Source organism: Alcaligenes sp. EGD-AK7 (assembly GCF_000465875.3).
Lineage (GTDB): Bacteria > Pseudomonadota > Gammaproteobacteria > Burkholderiales > Burkholderiaceae_B > Alcaligenes > Alcaligenes phenolicus.
Map to the genome: position 1 here is coordinate 920945 of NZ_AVOG02000001.1, position 21714 is coordinate 942658.

21 protein-coding genes and 1 pseudogene are annotated in these 21714 nt (G+C 56.0%); 10 read left to right on the forward strand and 12 right to left on the reverse strand.

The genetic code is table 11. The features are described from left to right. Nucleotides 1-6: 6 nt before the first annotated feature. The 3 genes from N879_RS04330 to N879_RS04340 all read right to left on the reverse strand — a co-directional run bounded on the left by N879_RS04330 (nucleotide 7) and on the right by N879_RS04340 (nucleotide 2178). The gene (locus N879_RS04330) at nucleotides 7-543 is read right to left on the reverse strand and encodes an AmiS/UreI family transporter (protein ID WP_021446733.1); all 537 of its coding nucleotides are present in this window, start codon (nucleotides 541-543) and stop codon (nucleotides 7-9) included. Nucleotides 544-922: 379 nt separating this feature from the next. Beyond that, on the reverse strand, nucleotides 923-1831 hold the full coding sequence (locus tag N879_RS04335) for an arsenic resistance protein (protein WP_051359113.1): 909 nt from the start codon (nucleotides 1829-1831) through the stop codon (nucleotides 923-925). A 104-nt stretch (nucleotides 1832-1935) separates the two neighbouring features. Next, nucleotides 1936-2178, reverse strand: a complete 243-nt coding sequence (locus N879_RS04340; RefSeq protein ID WP_009455761.1) for a hypothetical protein — start codon at nucleotides 2176-2178, stop codon at nucleotides 1936-1938. Nucleotides 2179-2309: 131 nt separating this feature from the next. Between N879_RS04340 and N879_RS04345 the strand changes: the two genes are divergently transcribed. Beyond that, nucleotides 2310-2735: a hypothetical protein gene (locus N879_RS04345; RefSeq protein WP_009455760.1), complete on the forward strand. Its 426-nt coding sequence runs from the start codon at nucleotides 2310-2312 to the stop codon at nucleotides 2733-2735. A 34-nt stretch (nucleotides 2736-2769) separates the two neighbouring features. On the opposite strand, the gene N879_RS04350 is transcribed toward N879_RS04345, so the two are convergent. Then, nucleotides 2770-3612: a DNA/RNA non-specific endonuclease gene (locus N879_RS04350; RefSeq protein ID WP_009455759.1), complete on the reverse strand. Its 843-nt coding sequence runs from the start codon at nucleotides 3610-3612 to the stop codon at nucleotides 2770-2772. Between the two features lie 267 nt (nucleotides 3613-3879). Beyond that, nucleotides 3880-4278, reverse strand: coding sequence for a DUF1090 domain-containing protein (locus N879_RS04355; protein WP_009455758.1), 399 nt, complete (start codon nucleotides 4276-4278; stop codon nucleotides 3880-3882). A 350-nt stretch (nucleotides 4279-4628) separates the two neighbouring features. Between N879_RS04355 and N879_RS04360 the strand changes: the two genes are divergently transcribed. Continuing rightward, complete coding sequence (locus tag N879_RS04360) at nucleotides 4629-4967, forward strand: DUF202 domain-containing protein (protein WP_230940604.1); 339 nt, start codon at nucleotides 4629-4631, stop codon at nucleotides 4965-4967. A 96-nt stretch (nucleotides 4968-5063) separates the two neighbouring features. Here N879_RS04360 and N879_RS04365 read toward each other — a convergent pair. After that, nucleotides 5064-6851: pseudogene (locus tag N879_RS04365) on the reverse strand (SLC13 family permease); the annotation flags it as partial. 154 nt (nucleotides 6852-7005) lie between these two features. After that, the gene (locus N879_RS04370) at nucleotides 7006-7812 is read right to left on the reverse strand and encodes a sulfite exporter TauE/SafE family protein (protein WP_009455740.1); all 807 of its coding nucleotides are present in this window, start codon (nucleotides 7810-7812) and stop codon (nucleotides 7006-7008) included. Nucleotides 7813-7918: 106 nt separating this feature from the next. On the opposite strand from N879_RS04370, the gene N879_RS04375 reads away from it, so the two are divergent. Next, nucleotides 7919-8686, forward strand: coding sequence for an AraC family transcriptional regulator (locus N879_RS04375; RefSeq protein WP_021446735.1), 768 nt, complete (start codon nucleotides 7919-7921; stop codon nucleotides 8684-8686). 120 nt (nucleotides 8687-8806) lie between these two features. On the opposite strand, the gene N879_RS04380 is transcribed toward N879_RS04375, so the two are convergent. Continuing rightward, nucleotides 8807-9712, reverse strand: coding sequence for a hypothetical protein (locus N879_RS04380; protein ID WP_009455739.1), 906 nt, complete (start codon nucleotides 9710-9712; stop codon nucleotides 8807-8809). Nucleotides 9713-10581: 869 nt separating this feature from the next. Here N879_RS04380 and dapD point away from each other — a divergent pair. Genes dapD through N879_RS04405 form a run of 4 tightly spaced genes read left to right on the forward strand, consistent with a single transcriptional unit; the run spans nucleotide 10582 to nucleotide 15378 of the window. Beyond that, nucleotides 10582-11400, forward strand: coding sequence for a 2,3,4,5-tetrahydropyridine-2,6-dicarboxylate N-succinyltransferase (gene dapD, locus N879_RS04390; RefSeq protein ID WP_009455737.1), 819 nt, complete (start codon nucleotides 10582-10584; stop codon nucleotides 11398-11400). Between the two features lie 2 nt (nucleotides 11401-11402). After that, nucleotides 11403-12539, forward strand: a complete 1137-nt coding sequence (gene dapE / locus N879_RS04395) for a succinyl-diaminopimelate desuccinylase (RefSeq protein WP_009455735.1) — start codon at nucleotides 11403-11405, stop codon at nucleotides 12537-12539. Further along, entirely contained in the window at nucleotides 12533-13456 is a 924-nt protein-coding gene (gene prmB, locus N879_RS04400; protein WP_009455734.1) for a 50S ribosomal protein L3 N(5)-glutamine methyltransferase, read from the forward strand. Before dapE ends, prmB begins: the two co-directional genes overlap by 7 nt. Beyond that, the gene (locus N879_RS04405) at nucleotides 13453-15378 is read left to right on the forward strand and encodes an ABC-F family ATP-binding cassette domain-containing protein (protein ID WP_021446738.1); all 1926 of its coding nucleotides are present in this window, start codon (nucleotides 13453-13455) and stop codon (nucleotides 15376-15378) included. The genes prmB and N879_RS04405 overlap by 4 nt, the downstream gene beginning before the upstream one ends. A gap of 327 nt (nucleotides 15379-15705) precedes the next feature. Here the strand turns inward: N879_RS04405 and N879_RS04410 are convergent, their stop codons facing one another. Beyond that, nucleotides 15706-16257, reverse strand: a complete 552-nt coding sequence (locus N879_RS04410) for a TetR/AcrR family transcriptional regulator (RefSeq protein WP_021446739.1) — start codon at nucleotides 16255-16257, stop codon at nucleotides 15706-15708. 10 nt (nucleotides 16258-16267) lie between these two features. On the opposite strand from N879_RS04410, the gene N879_RS04415 reads away from it, so the two are divergent. Further along, complete coding sequence (locus N879_RS04415) at nucleotides 16268-17389, forward strand: arabinose transporter (protein WP_009455731.1); 1122 nt, start codon at nucleotides 16268-16270, stop codon at nucleotides 17387-17389. Nucleotides 17390-17506: 117 nt separating this feature from the next. Here N879_RS04415 and N879_RS04420 read toward each other — a convergent pair whose 3' ends face one another. The 3 genes from N879_RS04420 to N879_RS04430 are packed head-to-tail and all read right to left on the reverse strand — an operon-like array spanning nucleotide 17507 to nucleotide 20501. Further along, the gene (locus N879_RS04420; RefSeq protein ID WP_009455730.1) at nucleotides 17507-17788 is read right to left on the reverse strand and encodes a DUF4148 domain-containing protein; all 282 of its coding nucleotides are present in this window, start codon (nucleotides 17786-17788) and stop codon (nucleotides 17507-17509) included. A gap of 41 nt (nucleotides 17789-17829) precedes the next feature. Beyond that, nucleotides 17830-19356 carry an MFS transporter gene (locus tag N879_RS04425; protein ID WP_009455729.1) on the reverse strand — a complete coding sequence of 509 codons (1527 nt, stop codon included), beginning with the start codon at nucleotides 19354-19356 and terminating at the stop codon, nucleotides 17830-17832. Between the two features lie 2 nt (nucleotides 19357-19358). Continuing rightward, the gene (locus N879_RS04430; protein ID WP_009455728.1) at nucleotides 19359-20501 is read right to left on the reverse strand and encodes an HlyD family secretion protein; all 1143 of its coding nucleotides are present in this window, start codon (nucleotides 20499-20501) and stop codon (nucleotides 19359-19361) included. A gap of 98 nt (nucleotides 20502-20599) precedes the next feature. On the opposite strand from N879_RS04430, the gene N879_RS04435 reads away from it, so the two are divergent. Continuing rightward, the gene (locus N879_RS04435) at nucleotides 20600-21247 is read left to right on the forward strand and encodes a TetR/AcrR family transcriptional regulator C-terminal domain-containing protein (protein WP_009455727.1); all 648 of its coding nucleotides are present in this window, start codon (nucleotides 20600-20602) and stop codon (nucleotides 21245-21247) included. A gap of 23 nt (nucleotides 21248-21270) precedes the next feature. Next, a complete protein-coding gene (locus N879_RS04440; RefSeq protein ID WP_009455726.1) occupies nucleotides 21271-21648 on the forward strand; it encodes a hypothetical protein in 378 nt (125 codons plus the stop codon). Nucleotides 21649-21714: the final 66 nt, after the last annotated feature.

The following is a 21714-nucleotide window of genomic DNA, read 5'->3' on the forward strand; positions in this document are numbered from 1 at the left end:
GCTCTCTTAAATCACGCCCCAGAAATACAGCAGCGCGGGGAGCAAGGCTGTCAGCACCCCTTGCACGGCAGACACCAGCCCAGTCAGGCGGGCAATGGGTTTATTCAGTACCAGCAGCAAGAAGAACATGAACCAGAGCACTGCCCAGGACAACCAGCTCAGGACTTGCCAGTAGTCAAAAATCCGCTCGGCTACACTCAAATTTGTAAAAGCGGCGGGAACAGCGATGCAAGCGACCACCAGGGAATACCAGCCCAAAGCACGCCCATCACTTCCTGTAAACGCGTTCACCCCTACCCAAAAATAGGTCAAGGCAAACAGGCCCAGATAAATGGCCGACAAGGGAGAGTACACGGTGCTATTGGCGGGGTTCAAGATATGGGACATGCAGATGAATCCCAGTACGGCCGTGAACAAGTTGACGATAGCAGCATCTTTGGCATCCACCAGCCTGCCAGCATGATGGCCTTCAGAGTAAAAGAGACGAACACCATTAACGAACAGGCACAGGCCTGCAAACGCCAGAAAAGCGGCAACTAGCATTTTGAAGATATCCTAAGTAATAGAAGGCGGACACAGAACATGCCCGCAACATGATGTTGCACTCAAGACTGAGGCGGAGCAGATCATAGAGCTTGGCTACGCAATTGCCATGTGATTTTTTTTATAAGCTCTATAAGAAAAAACCGCGCAATTTTGCGGCGGTTTTCCAGTGAAAATTCTTGCTGAAAAGCGAGCGGTTTGCACAGGCATTAGCAGACAAACGCCCCCTTCTCCATTTTGGAAGCAGACTCAGCCCAGGGCCAAACAAAGTCCCTTTTAATCAATGAGTTAAAAAATTATCGAAGCCTGGGCAAGGCCGCTACAAATGACGTCTGGCAACTGACCAAACCATAAAAAGCGTGCCTGCTCAAGAACCCGCTCAAGCCTGTTCGTTTTGGCCCCAGTGAGCCAGCACACGCACATAGACCAACTGTGCCAGCAGTTCCACCAGAGTCTGCGTCAAAATGATGGCTGGCAACAACGGCAAAGCCCCCGGAATTGCCAAAGCCAGAGGCAGCACCACCAAAGAATTGCGAGTTGCACTGCTGAAAGCCACCGCACGTCGCAACGGGACGGCCAGCTGCGCTTGCCGTGCCAGCGCCCAGCCGATGACAGGAGCCAGAATGGCAAACAGCGCATACACCGGCAACACTCGCCACAAGACACCCAGTGCAGGCTCCAGTTGTCGCAGAACAGCCGCCACGACGATGAACAAGACCAAAGCAGTGGCTGGAACGGGGGCCAAGCCCAAACCCGTTTTTATCTGCGCCCAGCTATGACTTTTACCCGCGAGATACTGGGTGGCCCAGGCCAGCAGCAGCGGAATCAGAATCAGGTAAAAGAAAGCATTCAGAAACGGCCCGGCTTTGATGTACAAACCGAACTGTTCCCCCAAGGCCAATTTCAAAAACAAGGGCAGGAGCAGCATTTGCACAAGCAGCAGTACCGGCGTAGCGGCCAGAAGTGCGCGGGCGTCGGCACGACCTAATTGAGCAAAGGTCACGACGTAATCAATGCAAGGAGCCAGCAAGACCAACAGCACGCCCAGGCGCAACATGGTGTGGTCTGGCAGCAAGGGCACCAGCGCAAAGACCAATAGAGGTATCAGGAGAAAATTGGCCAGAAGCAAAACGGCCAGAAAGCGCAGCTGGGTCAGCGCTTTGCCTAACTGGGCAATAGGCACCTGCACAAAGGTGACATACAACATGAAAGCCAGCGCTGGATTGATCCAGTCGACCAGACTAGCTGGCATCACCCAGACACTGGCCATCCAGGCGGCCAGCAACATCGCCACACAATAAATAGCGGTTTGCCGGCGCTCTAACACATCACGAATCACGGCCAGCACCTCGTTTGGCTGAACAACTCCGGCACTGCCGTGAGAACTCCCTTTTACAGACCGCTACGGCGCAAACGTGCGGCGGACTGACGGTTCAAATCTCGAGCCTCACGCTCGGCATACTCGCTTTCTCCGGCTTCGTAACGGCCCTCGTGCATGCAGGACTCACGGTCCCAGGTGCATTCATTAAAGAGTTTTGACACGGGGCCACCACCGGGCTTCGCGGAGGAACAAGCTGCCATCAAAGCGGCCAGACCGAGCACCGCGCAACTTTGAATCAGACGTCGAACCATCATTGTGTTTTCCCTACAAAAAATCTTTATTGCAATTACCGCGAATCGAAATCAGAACCGATCGCGGACAATAGGAACACTGTACCCTGAGCCTCCAAAGCCCGTCGATTCCCTTTCCTGATAATTTGCAATTTATGACTCACGAACAATTTTTGCTATTGGCCCAAATCTTGAATCTGACGCCCAATCCCGAACTGGAGCAGGAAGTCCGACATCCAGGCGCGCAAATCAGCACACAAGCACAACAGATCCTGACTCTACATCTCCAGCTGAAGGAAGCCTATGTCATTCACAGGCCCACTGCATTTCGAGTTGTAGTCAGCCATGACGATCTGGACCGTTTCCCAGGCACCCTGGATTTGAAGCAAGGTATGCATGTACAGCTGGTTTCTTACACCAGCGAGCGCTACATCAGTGTTCGTATCACCCAACTGCCAGCCACCCCCAAGGCGTATTTCAGGGGCGTCGTCAGCGAGCAGAACATCAGTTACCACGTTTTCGAGGTCGGGGACAGCGTGTATTTTTCTGAAGATCAAGTCCACGCCATACTCAATAAATAAAACGGGCTAGTGCCCACACGCCAAGGTGCCTGCTTCAACCCGATCTTTTCAGACTGGTGTCAGGCAGCAAGTGCAAGCCTGTCCGTCTTACAAACTCCTCGTAGCTGATGGGTGGTCCAACACGAGTGGAAGCCTGGTTAGCCTGCCAATGTACCCAGGATCGCCCTGTGGTGGCGTCATACACCAGCTTGAACAAATGACTGGGAACGGCAACCTGGCTGGAACCTATCGTCGCCGCATTGCGCTCGTACACAGGTCCGGTGAACACATACACATTGCCTGCGGCACGCGCCACATATTTACGGGTATCGGCTTCGATCTTGTTCCAGGGGCCGGCGTTGTGGACCTGATTTTGCGGCACCATATTGGCCAGAGAAAAGCTCTGCGCCATGCTCTGCTCCGACGCCATATCCCCTGCCGGAGCCATATGCCCGCGCGAAAAGCCCGAGCCTCGATAGTCATTCAGCTCGGCTCGCTCTGCCTGCGGCAAACGGCCTTCAGCATAAAAACGATCCGTGCGCTTCAAGCCTTTGGCGGACTGAATCTGCTGACGGTTCAGACGCTGGACGACAAACACCGGCGTCTTGGTTTGGCCGCTATGCAAAATCGCAAAAGAGCTGAAGCACAACTCTCTTTGCGTGTAAGCCATGGGCACGACAGGTCGCGAACCGGGAAAAAACTGGGGGCAATGTGCAAAAGAGGTTTGAACATACCCCTCGACCGAGGCCGGAACAGGCACACTATCCTGCTGCGTCGCACCTGGCCAACCCAAGGACACCAGAAACGATTCAAGACTTTGCCAGTTCGGCCCTTGGGGATGAAGCCAGGCCGTTGCAATCCCGAAACTGGTCAGGGCCGCGGCAAGGACGGACTTCAAAAATCGGGACGGGTTTGCCTGCCCTGTCTTTTTTCTACTACTGGTTTTTTTAACGCTACGACCTGTACTTTTTCTGCTCATACCACTCTTGTTTTATGCTTGGTCGGCTTACATCATTGCGCCGACTGCACCTGTGATTATAAGCAGTCCTTTCAGATTCAAAAGAACGTGCCCCCAGTGGGAGCACGTATTTATTTCTGACTCCGGCTTTTTTAACGCGATCAATCGCCAGAACAGGAAAAGACTCAGGGCTTGCGGTGACGCTTTTTACTGAGCACCCAGAGCCTGCAATTCTTTCAATTCATCTTGCAGTTGTTCCAATTTGGCACGATCACGTTCCAGTTTTTTCTCCAGCTTTTCCACCTTGTCTTGTCGCCCTTCAGCCCGTTTCTCGGCGATTTCATCCAGGCGTTCCTGGATGTCCTCTTCCTGCTCGCGGATATCTTCCTGTACATCACGCAGCAAATCCGCGTCCCGGCAATGCATCTGCACATTGGCCAAGGCGCGCTCCAGGCCACGCTCTCGATGGACATTGCCATGCTGGCGAGCATAGTTGATCTGGTTCTGAATTTCGGCAGCCCGATACTGGCAAGCCGGGTTATCAGCCCAGGCGGGCAAGGCCATCACACTTAATACAGCACTCAAGCACCATACGGAACGTTTCATCCTTGTTACTCCTGCAGTGTTCATCCAGATAGCCATCATACAATCCAGACTCCAATTTACCTCAGGTGGACGATTGGAATAGACTTCGTCAATTTGTCACGAAAACGTGATTAAATTCGAAAATTCTTCTGTTTATGTCATATTCAAGTAACAAAATTGTCGCAAATTGTGTCGAGAAATTTACACAACTTGTCTTTAAGCATAAAACAGTTCAGTTACACTCGAAATCCTCATAAAGCAAACTTTTACTTTTAATCGTGTTCAACATCACCACCAGGAAACTGATTTTTTTCCTGTGCGCTGCTTTGATTGTGTTGTGGCTCTTTCCCTTTGCGCACGTCAACGAAAGTTTGCTCAACTCCTCCCAGGCGTATTCAGCCTGGCATACCAGTGTGCTCAACTCCTTGATGCCCTTGTCCATTCTGGCCGTTGCCAGTCTGATCTGGGCAGAACGGGCGGTGTCCGCTTGTCTGGCCATGGCCGTCAACACCGTCTTGTTTGTACTGGCGATCAAGAATATCTGCGATACCGCGGACCGCTTCTCGCGGGTCTGCGGTATTGATATTTCCGTTTCCTATGGAGCCATGTTGTACGGACTGGGCATGGCCACCCTGTGGGTGCTGCTGCTGAGCTATCGCTGGAAAGGTCCCAAGGAACAATCCGGCCCCTCGGGTGACGCAAGCCTGTAATCAGGTTCCTCTCGTCCTTGCATCATCCGGATGGTCTGCGGGGCCGGTGAGGCCATGACTAGGGTCTCCTTTATTCTTGCCGTACAAGTAACGGCTTCAAGCCGGATTGAAGGGCCAGAAAACGGGGATCAACAACACGCCCAACACCCAGAAAATCAGATTCAAGGGCAAACCCACTTTCAGGAAATCCACAAAACGATAGCCGCCTGCGCCATAAACCATGGTGTTGGTCTGATAGCCCACAGGCGTGGCAAAACTGGTGGAAGCCGCGAAGGTAACGGCGATTAGAAATGGAGTGGGATCGACGCCCATCATTTTCGCCGTGGACATTCCTATCGGTGCCAGCAAGACGGCAGCGGCGGCATTGCTCATGAATTCGGTCAGCATCAGGGCCATCAGGTAGACCACGGCCAACACGGTCAAAGGCCCAAAGGACTTCACCAGACCAACGGTATTTTCGACCAGAAACTGGGCCGCGCCGGTCTCGCTCATGGCCATACCCAAAGGCAGCAAGCCCGCCATCAAGATGATGATGCGCCAGTCTATGGCGTCGTACACATCATCTGCTTTCAAACAACCGGCCAGTGTCATGGCCACGGCACCGAACAAGGAGGTGATGCTGATAGGCACCCAGCCCAAGGCAGGCACCAAAATCACCAGGGCCATGGTGACCAGTGCAAACGGCGCACGCCAGCCCATTTCCTTTTCAGCCTCGCGCTCGGACAGCACGATAATATTGCTGTCAGCCCGCAAATCGGCCGCCTCTGCGGCCGGAGTCAATATCAACAAGATATCGCCCACTTGCAAACGCACTGCACGCAATTGCTCACGCAAGACCTGACCACGGCGATGAATGCCCAGCACGGTGGCGTTCTTGTGCCAGCCTGCTCCCAAACTGCCCAAAGTACGACCACTGATACGCGAACGCGGCGCAATCATGACCTCGGTCAGGACCTGATCGACCTGCTCAAAAGACTGTTGTTCCAGCTTGAACTGGGGGTCTACTTCCAGACCCGCTTCTTTGCGCAGTTCATCCAGCTTGGTCCAGTCTCCGCGCGCCAACAGCACATCGTCCTGCTCGATCTTCTGCTCTCGCGGGCCCCACACTTTGGTATCGCCGCGCAACAGCTCCAGCACAAACACCCCGTATTGCTCGCCCAGCTTGGCATCGCCCACCGATTGGCCAATCAGGGAAGAATCGGGCATCACCCGCAGCTCGGTAATGTATTTTCCCAGCTCATATTGCTCGACCAACTCGCCGCCACGGGCATCGGGCAGTAACCAGCGCCCTATCGTCAGCAAATAAAGACACCCCACAGCCATACAGATCACCCCCAAGGCGGTGAACTCGAACATGGTGAAACCGGGATGGCCCAGATCGCGGGCAATGGCATTGACCAGCAGGTTGGTAGAGGTCCCGACCAAGGTACAGACCCCGGCCATTTGCGAGACATAGGACAAGGGGATAAGCGCTTTGGAAGCCGACATGCCTATCCGTGCGCAGGCGGCCATGACGATGGGAATGAATACCGCTACCACCGCCGTGTTGTTCACGAAAGGAGCAATCACCGCCAGAACCAGAAACAACAGCAGCAGAAACTGCACAGGGGAGCGTGCCTTGCTCAGCAAATCCCCAATCCCGGACAGCGCCCCGCTATTTTGCAGCCCGGCAGCCAGCACAAACATGGCCGCGACGGTAACCGTGGCCGGATTGCTGAAACCACCCACGGCCTGCTCGGGAGTCACCAAACCCAGAACCGCCAAGGTGCTGAGCACCAGCAAGGCGATAGCATCTATTCGGAGTTTTTCTGTAGCAAACAAGACAATCGCGATTAAAGCCAGACCCAAGACCACTGCAATCTCTGTTGTCATGTTGCCCCACTCCTGTTTGTGCTGTGCTGCTCAGTATAGGGAAAAATGCAGCACACCAAGCACTGCATTTCGCCGCACTCAACAAAAAAACACAAGTTTTCAAAACAGGAAAAGTGAAGCCTTCAAGCTTGGAAGGATCGGTGGCGCAAGGCCACCCCTGCAACGCTTAAACCAGCAGCATCACCAAAAACACCAGCCCCAACAAGGCGATATAGGCTTTGGCATGAATGCTGTCCGGGATCTTGCCGATCCAGCGCGAGGTGAAGCGAATCCCCAGCCAGGAGCCAATCACCAGCACCAGGCATGCGCGCAAGTCGATATAACCTGCATGCCAGGCCCCCAAGGAATCGGCATTCCAGGCCAGCATGGCGTAGGTCAGGCTCCCCACCACCGCCATCGGCAAGGACAAGGGGTTGGCTGCGGCCGTGGCAGCGGTCATGCTGGCACCGCGTCGACGCATCAAGGGGACAGTGATCACGCTACCACCGACACCCAAAAAGGCGGCAATCGCACCAATAATTACCCCGGCCCCAGCACTACTGGCCTTGCTTAAAGGGCGCATGGTATTGCTGGACTCTTGGGTGAAGCCGGAACGAAACAGGCTATCCAGAATCGTCAGGCCCAGATACACCACAAAAACCCAACGTACCCAGGACCCGCTCAAGGCCATGGCTGCTGCCGCACCGGGAATCGCCCCCAAGGCGATGAACAGGAGCAAAGGGCGCACTTGCCCCCAAGGCACAGTGCCCGCCTTGTGGTGGCGCCAGGTAGACAGGCCAGCACCAAAAATCATGACGCAGGTGGAAGTGGCCACCGCAATATGCATGGCCGCCTGCCCCATCTGACTGTCCACGCCATACATGCCAATCAGCACCGAATACAGCACGGGAACCACCACAAAACCGCCACCGAAGCCAAACAGCACGGTGGTCACGCCAGCCAGCAAACCAAAAAACAGCAATAGAAAATACATAGCCGCCCATCAACACAGATGACAAAACCCAAGAATAGGTCGCCCTGCTTTGGCTGGCATGCTAAAACCGGTCAACAATACTTTCGTTCCGGCCAGAGGCTTGCTTATGCACAATGTACGACTGGATAGCGTAGATGCCACCCCTCGCCCCTTGCTGGCGATTGGCACGGACTACGCGCCGGGCACGCTGCTGGACTTTCATGTGCACCGACGGGCGCAAATGCTCTATGCCATGACCGGGCTGATGGAAGTCGAAACCGACGATGGCGCCTGGGTAATTCCACCTTATAGTGGCGTGTGGATTCCAGCTGGCAAACGCCATCGCGTTCGCATGCAAAGCGCCAGCACCCGAAGCTTATATATAGAGCCGGAAGCAGCACCTCGCAGCAGCACACACTGCGAAGTGCTGGTCATTACGCCCTTGCTGCATCACTTGTTGCTGGCCTCCCTGGCCTTGCCCGCTCTGTACGAGGAAGATGGCCGCGACGACGCCTTGGCTCAACTGCTTCTGCATGAAGTCGGTTTGGCGCAAACCATGCCGCTCTTTGCCCCCATCCCTCAAGACCCATCCCTGGCCCAGCTCTGCAAAGACTTTTTAAGTCAGCCCAATATTCAAAGCACGCCAGAACAGTGGGCCGGGCAAATCAATAAAAGCCTGCGCAGTTTTACGCGCCTGTTCCGGCAACAAACCGGCATGAGTTTTAGTGAATGGCGTCAACAAGCCTGTCTGCTGGCGGCTCTGGCCAAGCTGTCGGCCGGCCAATCCGTCACACAGATTGCACTGGATCTGGGTTACGACAGCTCCAGTGCCTTTTCCACCATGTTTCGTCGCCGCTTGGGGCAAGCACCCAGCAACTTTATTCGTGTTCCTTGAAGGAACTGACCAGACAGCAACTTGATGGAAGCAGAAACAAAAAGGCCCCCGGAGCTCTGACATCCAGGGGCCTGCACTGCCCGCCTCAACTTATAAGCGGCCTGGCATCATGACTGGGGCTTAACGCGTGATACGCGCCCGTCCACCAATCGTTGCAGCCAGACTGGCCACGAAGGCACCTACCAGCAAGGACGCAAATGCCCACAGCGCGAAAGCAGCGGCAGCCTTGCGAGCGGTGTCAGCCGCTTCACGAGCTTGCTGCTCCAGCTTGTCGGCTGTTTCCTTGGCTTGCTTTTGCACGGAGTCCAGGCGCTCCTTGGCTTGCTCGGGCGTCAAGCCGGTACGGTTGGCCACCAAACGCAGCAAGTAATCCTGATCCTGCTGGGACACCTCCCCTTCTTTAAGGCTGCGAGCCAGAATCCGGCTGACCTCACGCTCCGGGTTGCCAGTCTGAGCAGGCGCATTGGCAGGATCTGCCGGACGCAACAAGGTGTCGGTGAAATAGCCCAAGCCGGGGCCCTGCGCCTGATCCTTGCCTGCCTGGCCTACGATGGCCGATGCCGCTCCCACTCCAGCCCCGGCCAGATTCGCCCCTGCCTGAGCCGTACCCGAGACCAGCGAGGCGACACCCGATCCCAGCAAGAAGACGCTGACAACCGCACTCACGGCCCAGACCAGAAAACCATGCGCCGTATCGCGGAAATGAACTTCGTCACCGTGAACACCTGTCCAGTTGGTACGCAGACGTCCGGTGACATAGCCCGCAATACCGTAGGCAATGATCTGCGTGACAAAAAGCCAGATAATCGTCCCGATAGCCATCGTGGTGCCTGAGGCCCCGTCATTACTCCACGGAGAGATCGCCATGAAACCCAGGCCGGTCCCACCTACCAGCAAGGTCACCGTCATGGCAGCGGCAATAACCGCGCCCCCGATGACAGCGCCCCAAGACACAGCGGAGTGCGAAGACTCCGCCACGGCTTGCGTCCCCAAACCTGCATCCGAACCAAATTGCGTTGTAGCCATGATGATTCCTTATTTCAGATTGTGATCGCACGCACCTTAGTGCCAAAACAGAGCCAGCAAAATGATGATAGGGATAGGAACACCCAGAAGCCATAAAAGGATCGATCGCATAAGCCCTCCGTTTGAATGAAAAACAAGAACTGAATGCAGCAAAAAACACTTCACGCTCATTCTAGGCAGATAAAAAATCGATAAATTTTATAAAATGTAAAAAGAGAAACCGAATCAAAGCGCATGGCTGCAGGCCACCTCATTCTCAACATGGATAGACTCATGACCCTGGACGAAAAAGGGTTAAGCCCTTTTTACATAAGCCCTACAGAGACAAGCGAGAAAGAAGCAGGCTATACGATCAGGCAGCACACACCCGCAAATCAGGCCTCGCCCAAGAATTTCACTCAAAGCTTGTATGGCAATACATGCTTATTTTTTATTATCTTGAAATACTTGATTACGTAGCTGATTGAATTGAGCAGCAGCAATAATAAATAAACAAAATAGCTGCGATAAGAAAAACAAGGGTAAGTAGAAAAATAATTATCGAACCACAAGAAAAAAGAATAACAACTTCAGAAATAAAGTAAACAGAAAAAATCCAACACAGATATTGCAGGCCTCCGCATTCACATCTGCACATGAAGTTCACTTGGCCAACACACCACCTTCCTGGCCTTGCTGACAGACTGCATCCCACACGCATCTGTCCTCAAAAGCGACAAAGAAAGCCACAAAACCGTGCATGGAAGGGGCAGACTCGGTTATCCTGTTGCCTCCATTCAAGCTCGGCCGCTGCGGTGGTAAACCGCGCATCATGCGCCTTCTGTATCCCGATACTGCCAAAGACGGCCTGCATTCACAGAGCCTAGCCTATGAGCGACCTCCAAAGTCTGATCGAATCGGCGTGGGAACAGCGAGCTTCCCTCTCCCCCCAAGAACACAGCATTCAACTGCGCACGGCCATCCATACCGTGATCGAAAAGCTGGATTACGGTTCCCTGCGTGTGGCGGAGAAAATCGACGGACAGTGGCAGGTCAACGACTGGGTCAAGAAAGCGATTCTTCTGTCCTTCAGGATCAACGAAAACCGCGTCATGGCCAGCGAGCCCGCTCCCTTCTATGACAAGGTGCCTCTGAAATTCGAGCAGCACGACCAGGCTGCGTTTGCTCAGGCAGGCTTTCGCGCCGTTCCCGGTGCTGTGGTACGCCAAGGCGCCTATGTAGCACCCGATGTCGTGCTGATGCCCTCGTTTGTGAACATCGGCGCTTATGTCGGTGAAGGCACCATGGTGGATACCTGGGCCACCGTTGGTTCCTGCGCCCAGATCGGCAAGCATGTTCACCTGTCGGGTGGCGTCGGTATTGGCGGGGTATTGGAGCCTCTGCAGGCCAACCCCACTATCATTGAGGACAACTGTTTCATCGGTGCCCGTTCCGAAGTGGTGGAAGGGGTCATCGTAGAAGAGAACTCGGTGCTGGCCATGGGCGTCTTCCTGTCGCAAAGCACCAAAATTTACGAGCGCGAAACAGGCAAGATTTACCAGGGCCGTGTCCCTGCCGGTTCGGTAGTGGTCCCTGGTTCCCTGCCTTCGGCCGATGGGCTGTACAGCCTGGCCTGCGCCATCATCGTCAAGCGTGTGGATGCCCGTACCCGCGCCAAGACCAGTATTAATGATTTACTTCGCGCCTGAACATGAGCACTGACAATTCTGTACTAGACACCCTCAAAGCCCTGATTGCCCGCCCCTCGGTCACCCCTGAGGACGCCCACTGCCAGCAATGGCTGGGCGCAAGGCTGGAGCAAGCGGGCTTTAGCCTGGAACATCTGCCCAGCGGCCCGGTGTCCAATCTGTGGGCCCGCCGTGGCACCCTGGCGCCCTTGTTTGTTTTTGCCGGTCACACAGACGTGGTTCCTACCGGGCCGGAAGCGGCCTGGGACTCGCCCCCGTTTGAACCCACCGTGCGCGACGGTCAGCTGTATGGCCGTGGTGCGGCGGATATGAAAGCCTCGATTGCGGCCTTCATCCACGCAGTTGAAGAATTTACACAGGCCCATCCTGAACACAAAGGCTCGATTGCCCTGCTGCTGACGTCGGATGAAGAAGGCCCGGCCACCGACGGCACGGTGCATGTTTGCCGAGTGCTGAAAGAACGTGGCGAACAGCTGGACTACTGCATCGTGGGCGAACCTACCTGCTCGCGCCAATTAGGTGACACCATTAAAAATGGCCGTCGTGGCTCCCTGTCCGGCCACTTGATCGTAAAGGGTCGCCAAGGCCATGTGGCGTACCCGCAATTGGCCATCAACCCGCTGCATGTATTCGCCCCTGCGCTGCACGAACTGACAGACCGCATGTGGGACGCCGGCAATATCGATTTCCCGCCCACCAGCTTTCAGATTTCCAATATTCATGCCGGCACTGGCGCGGGTAATGTGATCCCCGGTCAGCTGGATGTGCATTTCAACTTCCGCTTCTCCACCGAGCAGACACCTGCCGGTCTGCAAGCCGAAGTGGAATCCATCCTGCGCCGCCATCGTGTGGACTTCCAACTGGAATGGACACTGGGTGGCGAGCCCTTCCTGACAGAGGCCGGACCGCTAAGCCAGGCTCTTGCCAAGGCCATTGAAACCGAAACCGGCGTGGAAACCGATCTGTCCACGACAGGCGGCACCTCGGATGGCCGCTTTATCGCTAAAATCTGCCCTCAAGTGGTCGAATTTGGCCCGCTCAACGCCAGCATCCATCAAATCAATGAGCACGTTGCTGTGGCTGATCTTGAGCCTCTTAAAAACATTTATCGCCGTACATTGGAATCCCTGCTTTGTTAAGCCCTTGCATCGATCATTCCTCCCTGCTGGAAGCCCAGCAGGAACTGCGCACCGTGCGTGACTTGTTGCGCTGGTCCGTCAGTCAGTTCAACCGCTGTCAGCTGGCCTTTGGCCATGGCAGTGACAATGCCTGGGACGAGGCCGCCTATCTGCTGCTGCACACCCTGCATTTGCCCCTGGACACGCTGGACCCGTATCTGGATGCCACCGTGCTGGAGTCCGAGCGCGCTGCCTATCTGGCCCTGGTCTCACGACGCTGCAACGAGCGCGTGCCCGCCGCCTACCTGACTGGCGAAGCCTGGCTGCAAGGCCATCGCTTCCGCGTCACCGCCGACACCATCGTGCCGCGCTCTCCCATTGCTGAATTGCTGGCAGAGCAGTTGCAACCCTGGATTGCGGACCCCGATGCCATCTACAACGCCCTGGATTTGTGCACTGGCTCGGGCTGTTTGGCTATTTTGACGGCACTGGCCTTCCCACAAGCCCAGGTCGATGCCGTGGATCTGTCCGACGCCGCGCTGGAAGTGGCCCAGTCAAACATCGATGCCTTCGAGCTGAACGATCGCATGAGCTTGTACAAGAGCGATCTGCTGGATCAATTGCCGCCAAGCGCTTACGACCTGATCATTTGCAACCCACCGTATGTGAATGAGCAGTCCATGCAAAACCTGCCCAAGGAATACCAGCACGAGCCACAACTGGCCCTGGCTGGCGGCGACGATGGTATGGATCTGGTGCGTCGCATTCTGGAAGCGGCCCCCAACTTCCTGGCACCCGAAGGTGTGCTGGTATTGGAAATCGGCAATGAGTACGACAATTTCATCGCCGCTTTCCCGGAGCTGGAGCCGATCTGGCTGAGCACGGAAACCGCTGAAGACCAGATTCTCTTGTTAAGCCGGGAGCAACTGGCTCTGTGATACGCGCAACTGGAATTACGCTGCGTCGCGGCGTCAAAGTCCTGCTGGACAATACTGATTTCATCGTCAACCCGGGCGAGCGCCTGGGCATTGTGGGCAAGAACGGTGCGGGTAAATCCTCGCTGTTTGCCTTGCTGCAAGGCGAGCTGGATCTGGACGGGGGTGACCTGAGCATCCCCGAAGTCTGGGAAGTGGCCAGTGTGCGCCAAACCATTCCAGACCGTGACCGCCCTGCCCGCGAATTTGTTATCGATGGCGACGAGCGCTTGCGTGCCTTGCAGGAAAAACGTGCCAATACGCCCGACAGCGATGGCCAAGCCATTGCCGAACTGGAAAACGCCCTGATCGAAGCCGATGCCTGGTCCGCCCCCTCGCGTGCCGAGCAACTGCTGGCCGGTCTGGGTTTCCGCCCCGATCAGTGGATGCTGCCTGTGCGCGACTTTTCCGGTGGCTGGCAAATGCGCCTGTCCCTGGCCCGTGCCCTGATGGCCCCTTCGGACCTGCTCTTACTGGACGAACCGACCAACCACCTGGATCTGGACGCCATGCTCTGGCTGGAGCGCTGGTTGAGTTCCTACCCCGGCACGGTTCTGCTGATTTCGCACGATACCGAGTTTCTGGATGCGGTGGCCCGTTCGATTCTGCACGTGGATCAAGGCAAGCTGGTTCGCTACAAAGGCGGCTACAACGACTTTCTGGTGCAACGTGCCGAGCGCGTACAACAAAGCCAGATCGCCTACGAGCGTCAAACTCGTGAAGCCGCGCGTCTGCAAGGTTTTATTGACCGCTTCAAGGCCCAGGCCACCAAAGCCAAACAGGCGCAAAGCCGCGTCAAGGCTTTGGCCCGCATGCAGACCGTGACGCTCTTGCGCGACGAATCAAGCGTTTCCATTCGCCTGCCCTCGCCCGAATACACACCCGATCCCTTGCTGACATTGGATCAGGCCGATCTGGGTTACCCCGGTCAGGACAAGGCCATTTTGAGCCAGGTCCGTCTGATGGTACGCGGCGGTGCCCGTGTGGGTATTTTGGGGATGAACGGTGCGGGTAAATCCACACTGGTCAAAACCTTGGCCGGCAAGCTGGAACCTATCAAAGGCGAACGCCTGGAATCCAAAGGTCTGGTGATCGGCTACTTTGCCCAGCACCAGCTGGACTCCATTGACCCGGACTCCACACCCCTGCAGCATCTGGCGCGTCTGGCTCCGGATGTACGCGAGCAGGAACTGCGTAATTACCTGGGCTCCTTCGGTTTCAGCGGTGATATGGTCACCAGCCTGACCGCCCCCTTCTCCGGTGGCGAAAAGGCACGTCTGGCCCTGTCCCTGATTGTCTGGCAAAAACCCAACCTGCTCCTGCTGGACGAACCAACCAACCACTTGGACGTGGATACCCGTGAGGCCCTGGCGACAGCCTTGGCTGATTACGGTGGCAGCGTGCTGCTGGTATCGCACGATCGCCATTTGCTGCGCTCTACCGTTGATTCTTTCTGGATCGTGGCCGATGGCCAGGTTCAGGAGTTTGATGGCGACCTGGAAGACTACCGCGACTGGCTACTGGCCCGCAGCGCGCAATCGCGCTCGGAAGCTCGCCAGGAAGCGCGTGCGGATACAGGTGCTGAAGGCACAGACCGAAAGACTCAACGCCGTCAGGAAGCCGAACTGCGTCAACGGCAGGCCCAACAACGCAAGCCACTGGAAAGCCGCTTGAAGAAAGTGGAGTCAGCCATGGAGAAAGCTCAGCTGCGTTTGCAGGAACTGGATACCTTGATGCAAGACCCCGACTTTTACTCCGACAGCTACAAGGACCAACGCCCCGCCTTGATGACCGAACATGGTGAGCTCACCAAGACGCATCAAACGCTGGAAGAAGAGTGGTTGGAAATTCAGGAAGCAATGGAAGAAATCGGGCGACAGGTCTAGGCCTATCGACTCCGTTCCGCTCGTGAACTCCTGAAAAAGAAGGCGCCATATCCACAAGGATTGGCGCCTTTTTGACGGAAGCTCTTGATGGTCTGTAAAACACACATTGAGACCTTGCGAGACTGCAGGCACCTGATTGCTGCCACCTGGGGATCTGAGACAGGACCATGAGCACAGGGGGTATACACTCGTAAAGCTGGCTATGCTCCCCCCATCCTTCGTTTTGCTGCAGTACATCGTCCACTGCATGCCTTAGCTAAGGTGATTCCGGCCAGCAAACAACAAACTCATGTGAGCCAAAACTCACTCGAGAACCGGCTCGACAACTCAGCTCCCTTCACCCCCATTCCCACAGCCCGCACAGCCCAAATATCCACACAGCAAGTCCACAATGGCCTCTTCCACCTGCTCCGGTGGATACGGCACACCGGGCGGAATGATCGCACCATGAATCAGGGACTCCAGACTTTGCATTACTACCCAGGTGGCTAAATCCAGATCCTGCGGGGCAACCTCGCTACGGTGCTCTTCCAGCAGTTGACGAATGCGGTCACGAATACTTTGATCAGCCTGGCTCTCGCTGGCTGGCGCATCAAAGAAAGGAAAATCCTTTTCCAGTACCCGATGCAATTCCGGGTCCACCCGATGCGCGGCCAACCAGGCTTTGACCAGATCACTCAAACGCCCCCGCAACCCCAGGGACTGCGTATCGGCCAGACTGCTTTCCATAGCCTGGTTCATTTGCAAAGCATGGCGTTCATGCAAGGCGGCAATCAGTGAGTCCTTATTCGGGAAGTACTGATACACCGACCCCACGCTGACTCCAGCCACTTCCGCGACCACATTGGTATTGTTGCCGGCATAGCCACGCTCGGACAAAACGCGAGCCGTGTTCGTCAGTTTTCTAAGTATCGGACTGCCCCTGCCCGTACTGCCCTTGCATGTACACAATGTGCTGGAGATGAGTACGCTGGTCGTGGGCCTGGTTATCGGTGTTCAATTCGCAGCCGCTTTGCTCTCCCGTGCCTGGGCCGGGAATCTGGCTGATACACAAGGCTCCAAGCACGCCGTCATGCTGGGTTTGATGGTGATGTGCTTGTCCGGCCTGGCCTATCTGGCTTCGTTGAGCTTTGTCAGCACACCAACCCTATCGGTCTGGGTGCTGGTGATTGGCCGTATCTTGCTGGGCTGCAGTGAAAGCCTGATTGTGACGGGTGCCTTGAGCTGGGGCATCGGTCTGGTTGGCCCGCAAAATGCAGGCAAAGTCATGGCCTGGGTGGGTGTGGCCATGTACGGCGCTTATGCTGTCGGCGCCCCTTTGGGTGTTGTGGTGAACCAGGAGTACGGTTTTAACAGTATCGCCGTCGCCGTCACGCTGTTGCCTTTGATTTCCCTGGTGATGCTGCTTAAGGTCCGCGCCACCGCCCCCACTGCGCTGCGTCGTACCCCTTTCTACCAAGTCCTGGGATTGGTCTGGGGCGCCGGTATGGGCTTGCTGCTATGCAGTGTCGGTTTTGGCAGTCTGACCACTTTTATCGCCCTGCTCTTTGCTGATCGCAACTGGGGCAATGCTTCGCTGGCATTCACAGCCTTTGGGCTTGCCTTCATTGCTGCGCGCATGTTCTTTGGTCATCTGCCTGACAAGCTGGGCGGGGCACGCGTCGCTTTGCTATGCGTGCTGGTGGAAGCAGTGGGTCTCTTGCTGATCTGGGGTGCCCACCGCCCTGCCATTGCGTACCTGGATGCAGCCTTGACCGGATGGGGCTATTCCCTGGCCTTTCCTGGTTTTGGTGTCGAGGCCGTACGCCGCGCACCACCCGAAAGCCGAGGTGTCGCCATGGGCGCCTATGTCGCCTTTCTGGACATTTCTTTGGGCATCACCGGCCCTGCCCTGGGCGCAGTCGCAGGAACCTGGGGGCTGGAAGCGACTTATCTGTTCAGTGCAGTGGTCGTTAGCTTGTCTGTACTGGTGGCGCTGCGTTTGATGCGTCATCCTATAGCCCAGGTTTGAAACCCGTTTCCGCAAAAGCAATTTCATAAAAGCAAAAGGGACTGAGCTTGCCGTTAGGCAGTCTCAGTCCCTTTTTAAACCTTAAACAAAATACCGCAAAGGCAGCTCAAGACAGCCTTATGGGGCTACATACAAAAGGCGGCCCTGTTTTCTGGCTTGTTCCAGCTCCTGCACAACCTGCTGACGCGTCTTATGAACACTGCCCGCAGGCAGGACTGGATATTCATCGTCTGCAAAATCCAGCAAACCGGCTTGTTGAGCCTCTTGCAACTCCTGAACCACCTGAGCGCGACTTTTGCTGTAGCTCTGGCCCTGCACCTGTGCAGTTCCGTCAGCCGCCCAAGCAGCGCTTGAAGCGATCAAAGCCGTGCAAGCCACTGTCCATAAACCTAATTTCATAATGAATCTCCTTGATTAAAAAACCGCCTCTCCGCCAGGACCTAAACAGGTCGAGCAAAGGGAGGCGCAATGGGATTGGGGGGTGAAGAACGCAGCAGCACGGCCAGACACAAGGCCAGCAAGCTGCACCATAACACCAGGTTGTAGGCGCTGATCTGCGCAGCGACCTGCGATTCACGAGCCAGAACGCGAGCCAAGGCGGCCACGCCGTCCGAAGCCCGCTCCATAACCAGAGGGTCACCCTCTACAAGATGGCTACTCAGACTGCTGCGGCTGATATCGCCTGCCATGCGCAGCCAGGTAGACACCAGCGTGGCGGCGGCAACGGGCGTAAAGACACGAGCAATGGGGACGTACACACCCAAAGCCACTCCATGTTGAGGATTCAGATTGGTCACAAAAGCAGCAATCAAGCCGATCAACATGGTGCTCTCGCCCACAGACTGCAAAATCAGGATCGAAACAAACTGCTCCACACGCCAGTCATGGCTAATATGAGTCCCCAGCCAGGCGGTGAAGGCGATGATGCTTAAACCGAGAATCATCATCAGGCGTGGCTCAAGACGTCGGGCCAGATAGATCGCCAGCGGAGTCGAGGCCAGGTAAGCCCCAAACGCAATCCAGGTGGCAGCACCCGCTTGCAGGGGCTTCAAGTCCCCCATCTGGGTCAGAAAGCTGGGGATCAGCAAAGACGTCGGTGTCATCAGCACGCCGAACAGGCAGGCAATAATCAGGCACACACGGATATTTCGATTGCTCAAAGCCATCAGGCTGGCAAAGGAGTTCTGCCTGCGCATGCCACGTCCTATGGCGGCCGCCACAAGCACCACGCCACCGAGCAGAGCAGAAACAACCAGACCGGAATCAGTCCAGCCCAGCCGTTCCGCGGACTCTATCCCGACAAAGGCCAGCACCAAACCCGTACAAAACAAGGCCATCCCGCCCCAATCGGCGTTTTGCAATTGGTCGCGATCTATAGGCGTCAACGGCATGGCTTTCCAAGCCAGAAACGCAATCACTGGCCCCACAAAAGCAGTGGGCCAATACACCCAATGCCAACTGAACTCCTCCAGTAAAAAACCGGATGTGCCATAGCCCGCATCCATGCCGGTTGAAACACGCAAGCTGTACGCTGCCATGACAGCCAGCCAAAGCCGAGGGTGCACACTGCGCAAAGCCAGGGACATCGTCAGTGGCAGGTAAATCCCCAGACAAAGTCCGGCCAGTCCGTGCAGGCTCAACAAGACGGGGTAATGATGGGCAAAGAAAGGGATCAAAAAGGCGGCCAAGCCCAACAGCAGGCTGGGCACCAGCAGTACCCGGGTCGGCCCGATTACGGTTGCCAGCCACGGCGCAATCGGCATGGAGATCAGCTGCGCCGCATTCAAGGCCGTTCCCAACCAGGCAGCCTCCAGCACATCCAAGCCAAACTGGCCGCGCAAGTCCGGCAAGGCAGCGGAAAACAGACGCCCTTGCACGGTGGTCAAGACCGCGCCCAGAAAGATCGCCATCACGGTCAGGATGGGGCGTGCAGTTTGCGTATTAGCCATCAGCCTGGAGAACGGCATGGTCAGCCCTCCTGAGCCCGAACGATGGCCAGTTGACGAGTCTGTTTCAAACCCGGCGTGTCATAAGCCGCAACGTGGGAACCCGCCGTGTCGATTCTGGCCTGTGCCGACATACCGGGGCGCAGACGCTCCAACTGTGCCTGGCCCGGCTCCAGCTCAATACGCACCGGTATGCGCTGCACCACTTTGGTGAAATTCCCGGAGGCATTATCGGCAGGCAATAAGGAAGACTCGGCCCCGCTCATGGGTGCAATCTCTACTACGCGCCCCCGCCAGCTGCCACCGGGCAAGCCATCCACGGTCAACTCCACCGGCTGCCCAGGCTGCACATGCGCAAGCTGCGTTTCCTTGTAGTTTGCAATAACGTAGGCCTGCTCCAGGGGGACGATGGAAACAATCTGCGTGCCCTGGTTCAACAAGCTGCCTACTTGCACATGACGCTTGTTCAAGACCCCGTCAAAAGGGGCCACAATCCGCGTATAGCCCAAATTGCGACGAGCAGACTCCAAGGCAGTTTCAGCCGATTTCAAATCAGCGGTACGAATCGCACGCTGCCCCTGCAGAACCTTCAGGGAGTTTTTCGCCAGCTCCACTTGCGCGGTAGCGGCCTCCCCTTGGCTGATTGCCTCATCCAGATCGGCCTGGGCGTTTTCATAGCCTTGCCGTGACAAGGCACCTTCCTTGACCAGCCTTGCCTGACGCGAAGGATTATTACGATATTGCCGCACGCGCACCTGCACGGAGCGCAGCTTGGCTTGCGCCTCTTTAATACGCGCCTGTTGCTGTGCAATTTCACCGTCCAGATTTTCCAGGTGGGCCTGCGCCTTGGACTGTTCCGCCTGCGCTGCCGCCACGGCCAGCTCGTAATCGGCCGGATCAATCTGCGCAATCAGATCCCCCGCCTTGACCTGCTCATAATCCCCCAAGGGCAAGGCTTTCACGTAGCCCGAAACCTTGGCACTGAGCACCGCAAAATCGGATTTCACGTAAGCATTCTGAGTGCTCTGTATGCGGCGGCTACTGGTCCACTCGTTCCACTGCGTGGTCGCCAGAATCAGCAGCCCAATCATGGCCAGGCAGCCCAGCCAAGGAGCCAGCCGCAGGCCCAGCGCTTTGCGTTCCGTTGAAGTTGTTGAGGTGCTCATAACCGTATCCCTGCTCAATCAAAAATCACAAACTAACACTGTTAGTCTATGAGCGAATGATAAACTAACAGCGTTAGGTTGCAAATATCGGAGAGAACATGGCAACAAAAGCGCCCCGTATTCAACGTGAACACATCATCCAGACAGCGCTGGACTTGCTGGACCAGGAGGGGCTGGAAGGCCTGACTTTGCGCAAACTGGCTCAGGCCCTGAATATCCAGGCCCCCTCGCTGTATTGGCATTTCAATGCCAAGCAAGCCTTGATTGATGGCATGGCTGACGCGTTGGTAGAAAACGTGGCGCGACACAGCCCAAGCAACCAAGCCTGGGATGAACAAGTTCGGCATCTGGGCCTGGAGTTCCGGCAGGCCCTGTTGCAAAGGCGAGACGGCGCTCGCGTCTTTGCGGGTACCTATGTAGTCACCGACAATGTGCTGCGCACCAGCGAAGCCTTTTTGTCCGCTTTCATGCAGGCAGGCGCAGACAGTCAATTTGCTGCCGAGGCCAGCTTTAGCCTGATTTACTACATTCTGGGTTTTGTCATGGAAGAACAGGCTCTGGGGCCCGGCAGCACATTGGACCTGTCTTTACGCAAACAGGCTTTTTTAGAATTGGCTCAAGAAAAGTACCCCAGCAACTGGCAGGCACGCGAGGCAATCTTTTCCGATGATTTTACGGGCCGTTTTATCACTGGCCTGAACCTGTTGATTGATGGTACAAAGCAGCGCATTCAAAACAAATCATAAACAGACACTCTCAGGACCCGCACATGCACGTTGCTACACAGGAATTCCCACGTATCTGGATCTCGAACAGCGCCCCATCCAATTGGAAAGCGGAACTGGAAGCCTTGCTGGATCAAGGACGACGCTTTGTCTTGTTGACCCGCGAGCTGCCCGGTGCAGAGGAAGGCACGGACAAGGAGGAATTCTCACAATGGATCAAGGCCAACCGCAGCCGTCTGAGCGTGTCCTGTGCCGCCAGCCTGGTAGTTGTCAGCAATGCCTTGATGGCCTTTTCCTTGAATGCCTTTGTCGCCCCTTTGAGCGAAAAATTCGGCTTTCCAGTCCGCGTGGTGCATGAGGACGATCTGGACGCGCAAATTACCGCTTTTCTGGCTGCCAGCCCGGAAGTGGCAGACAGCTAAGCAGTACGAGTTGCAACTTTATAGGCCCTACACTGTCCATTATCTTTTCTGATTTTGACTGTCACC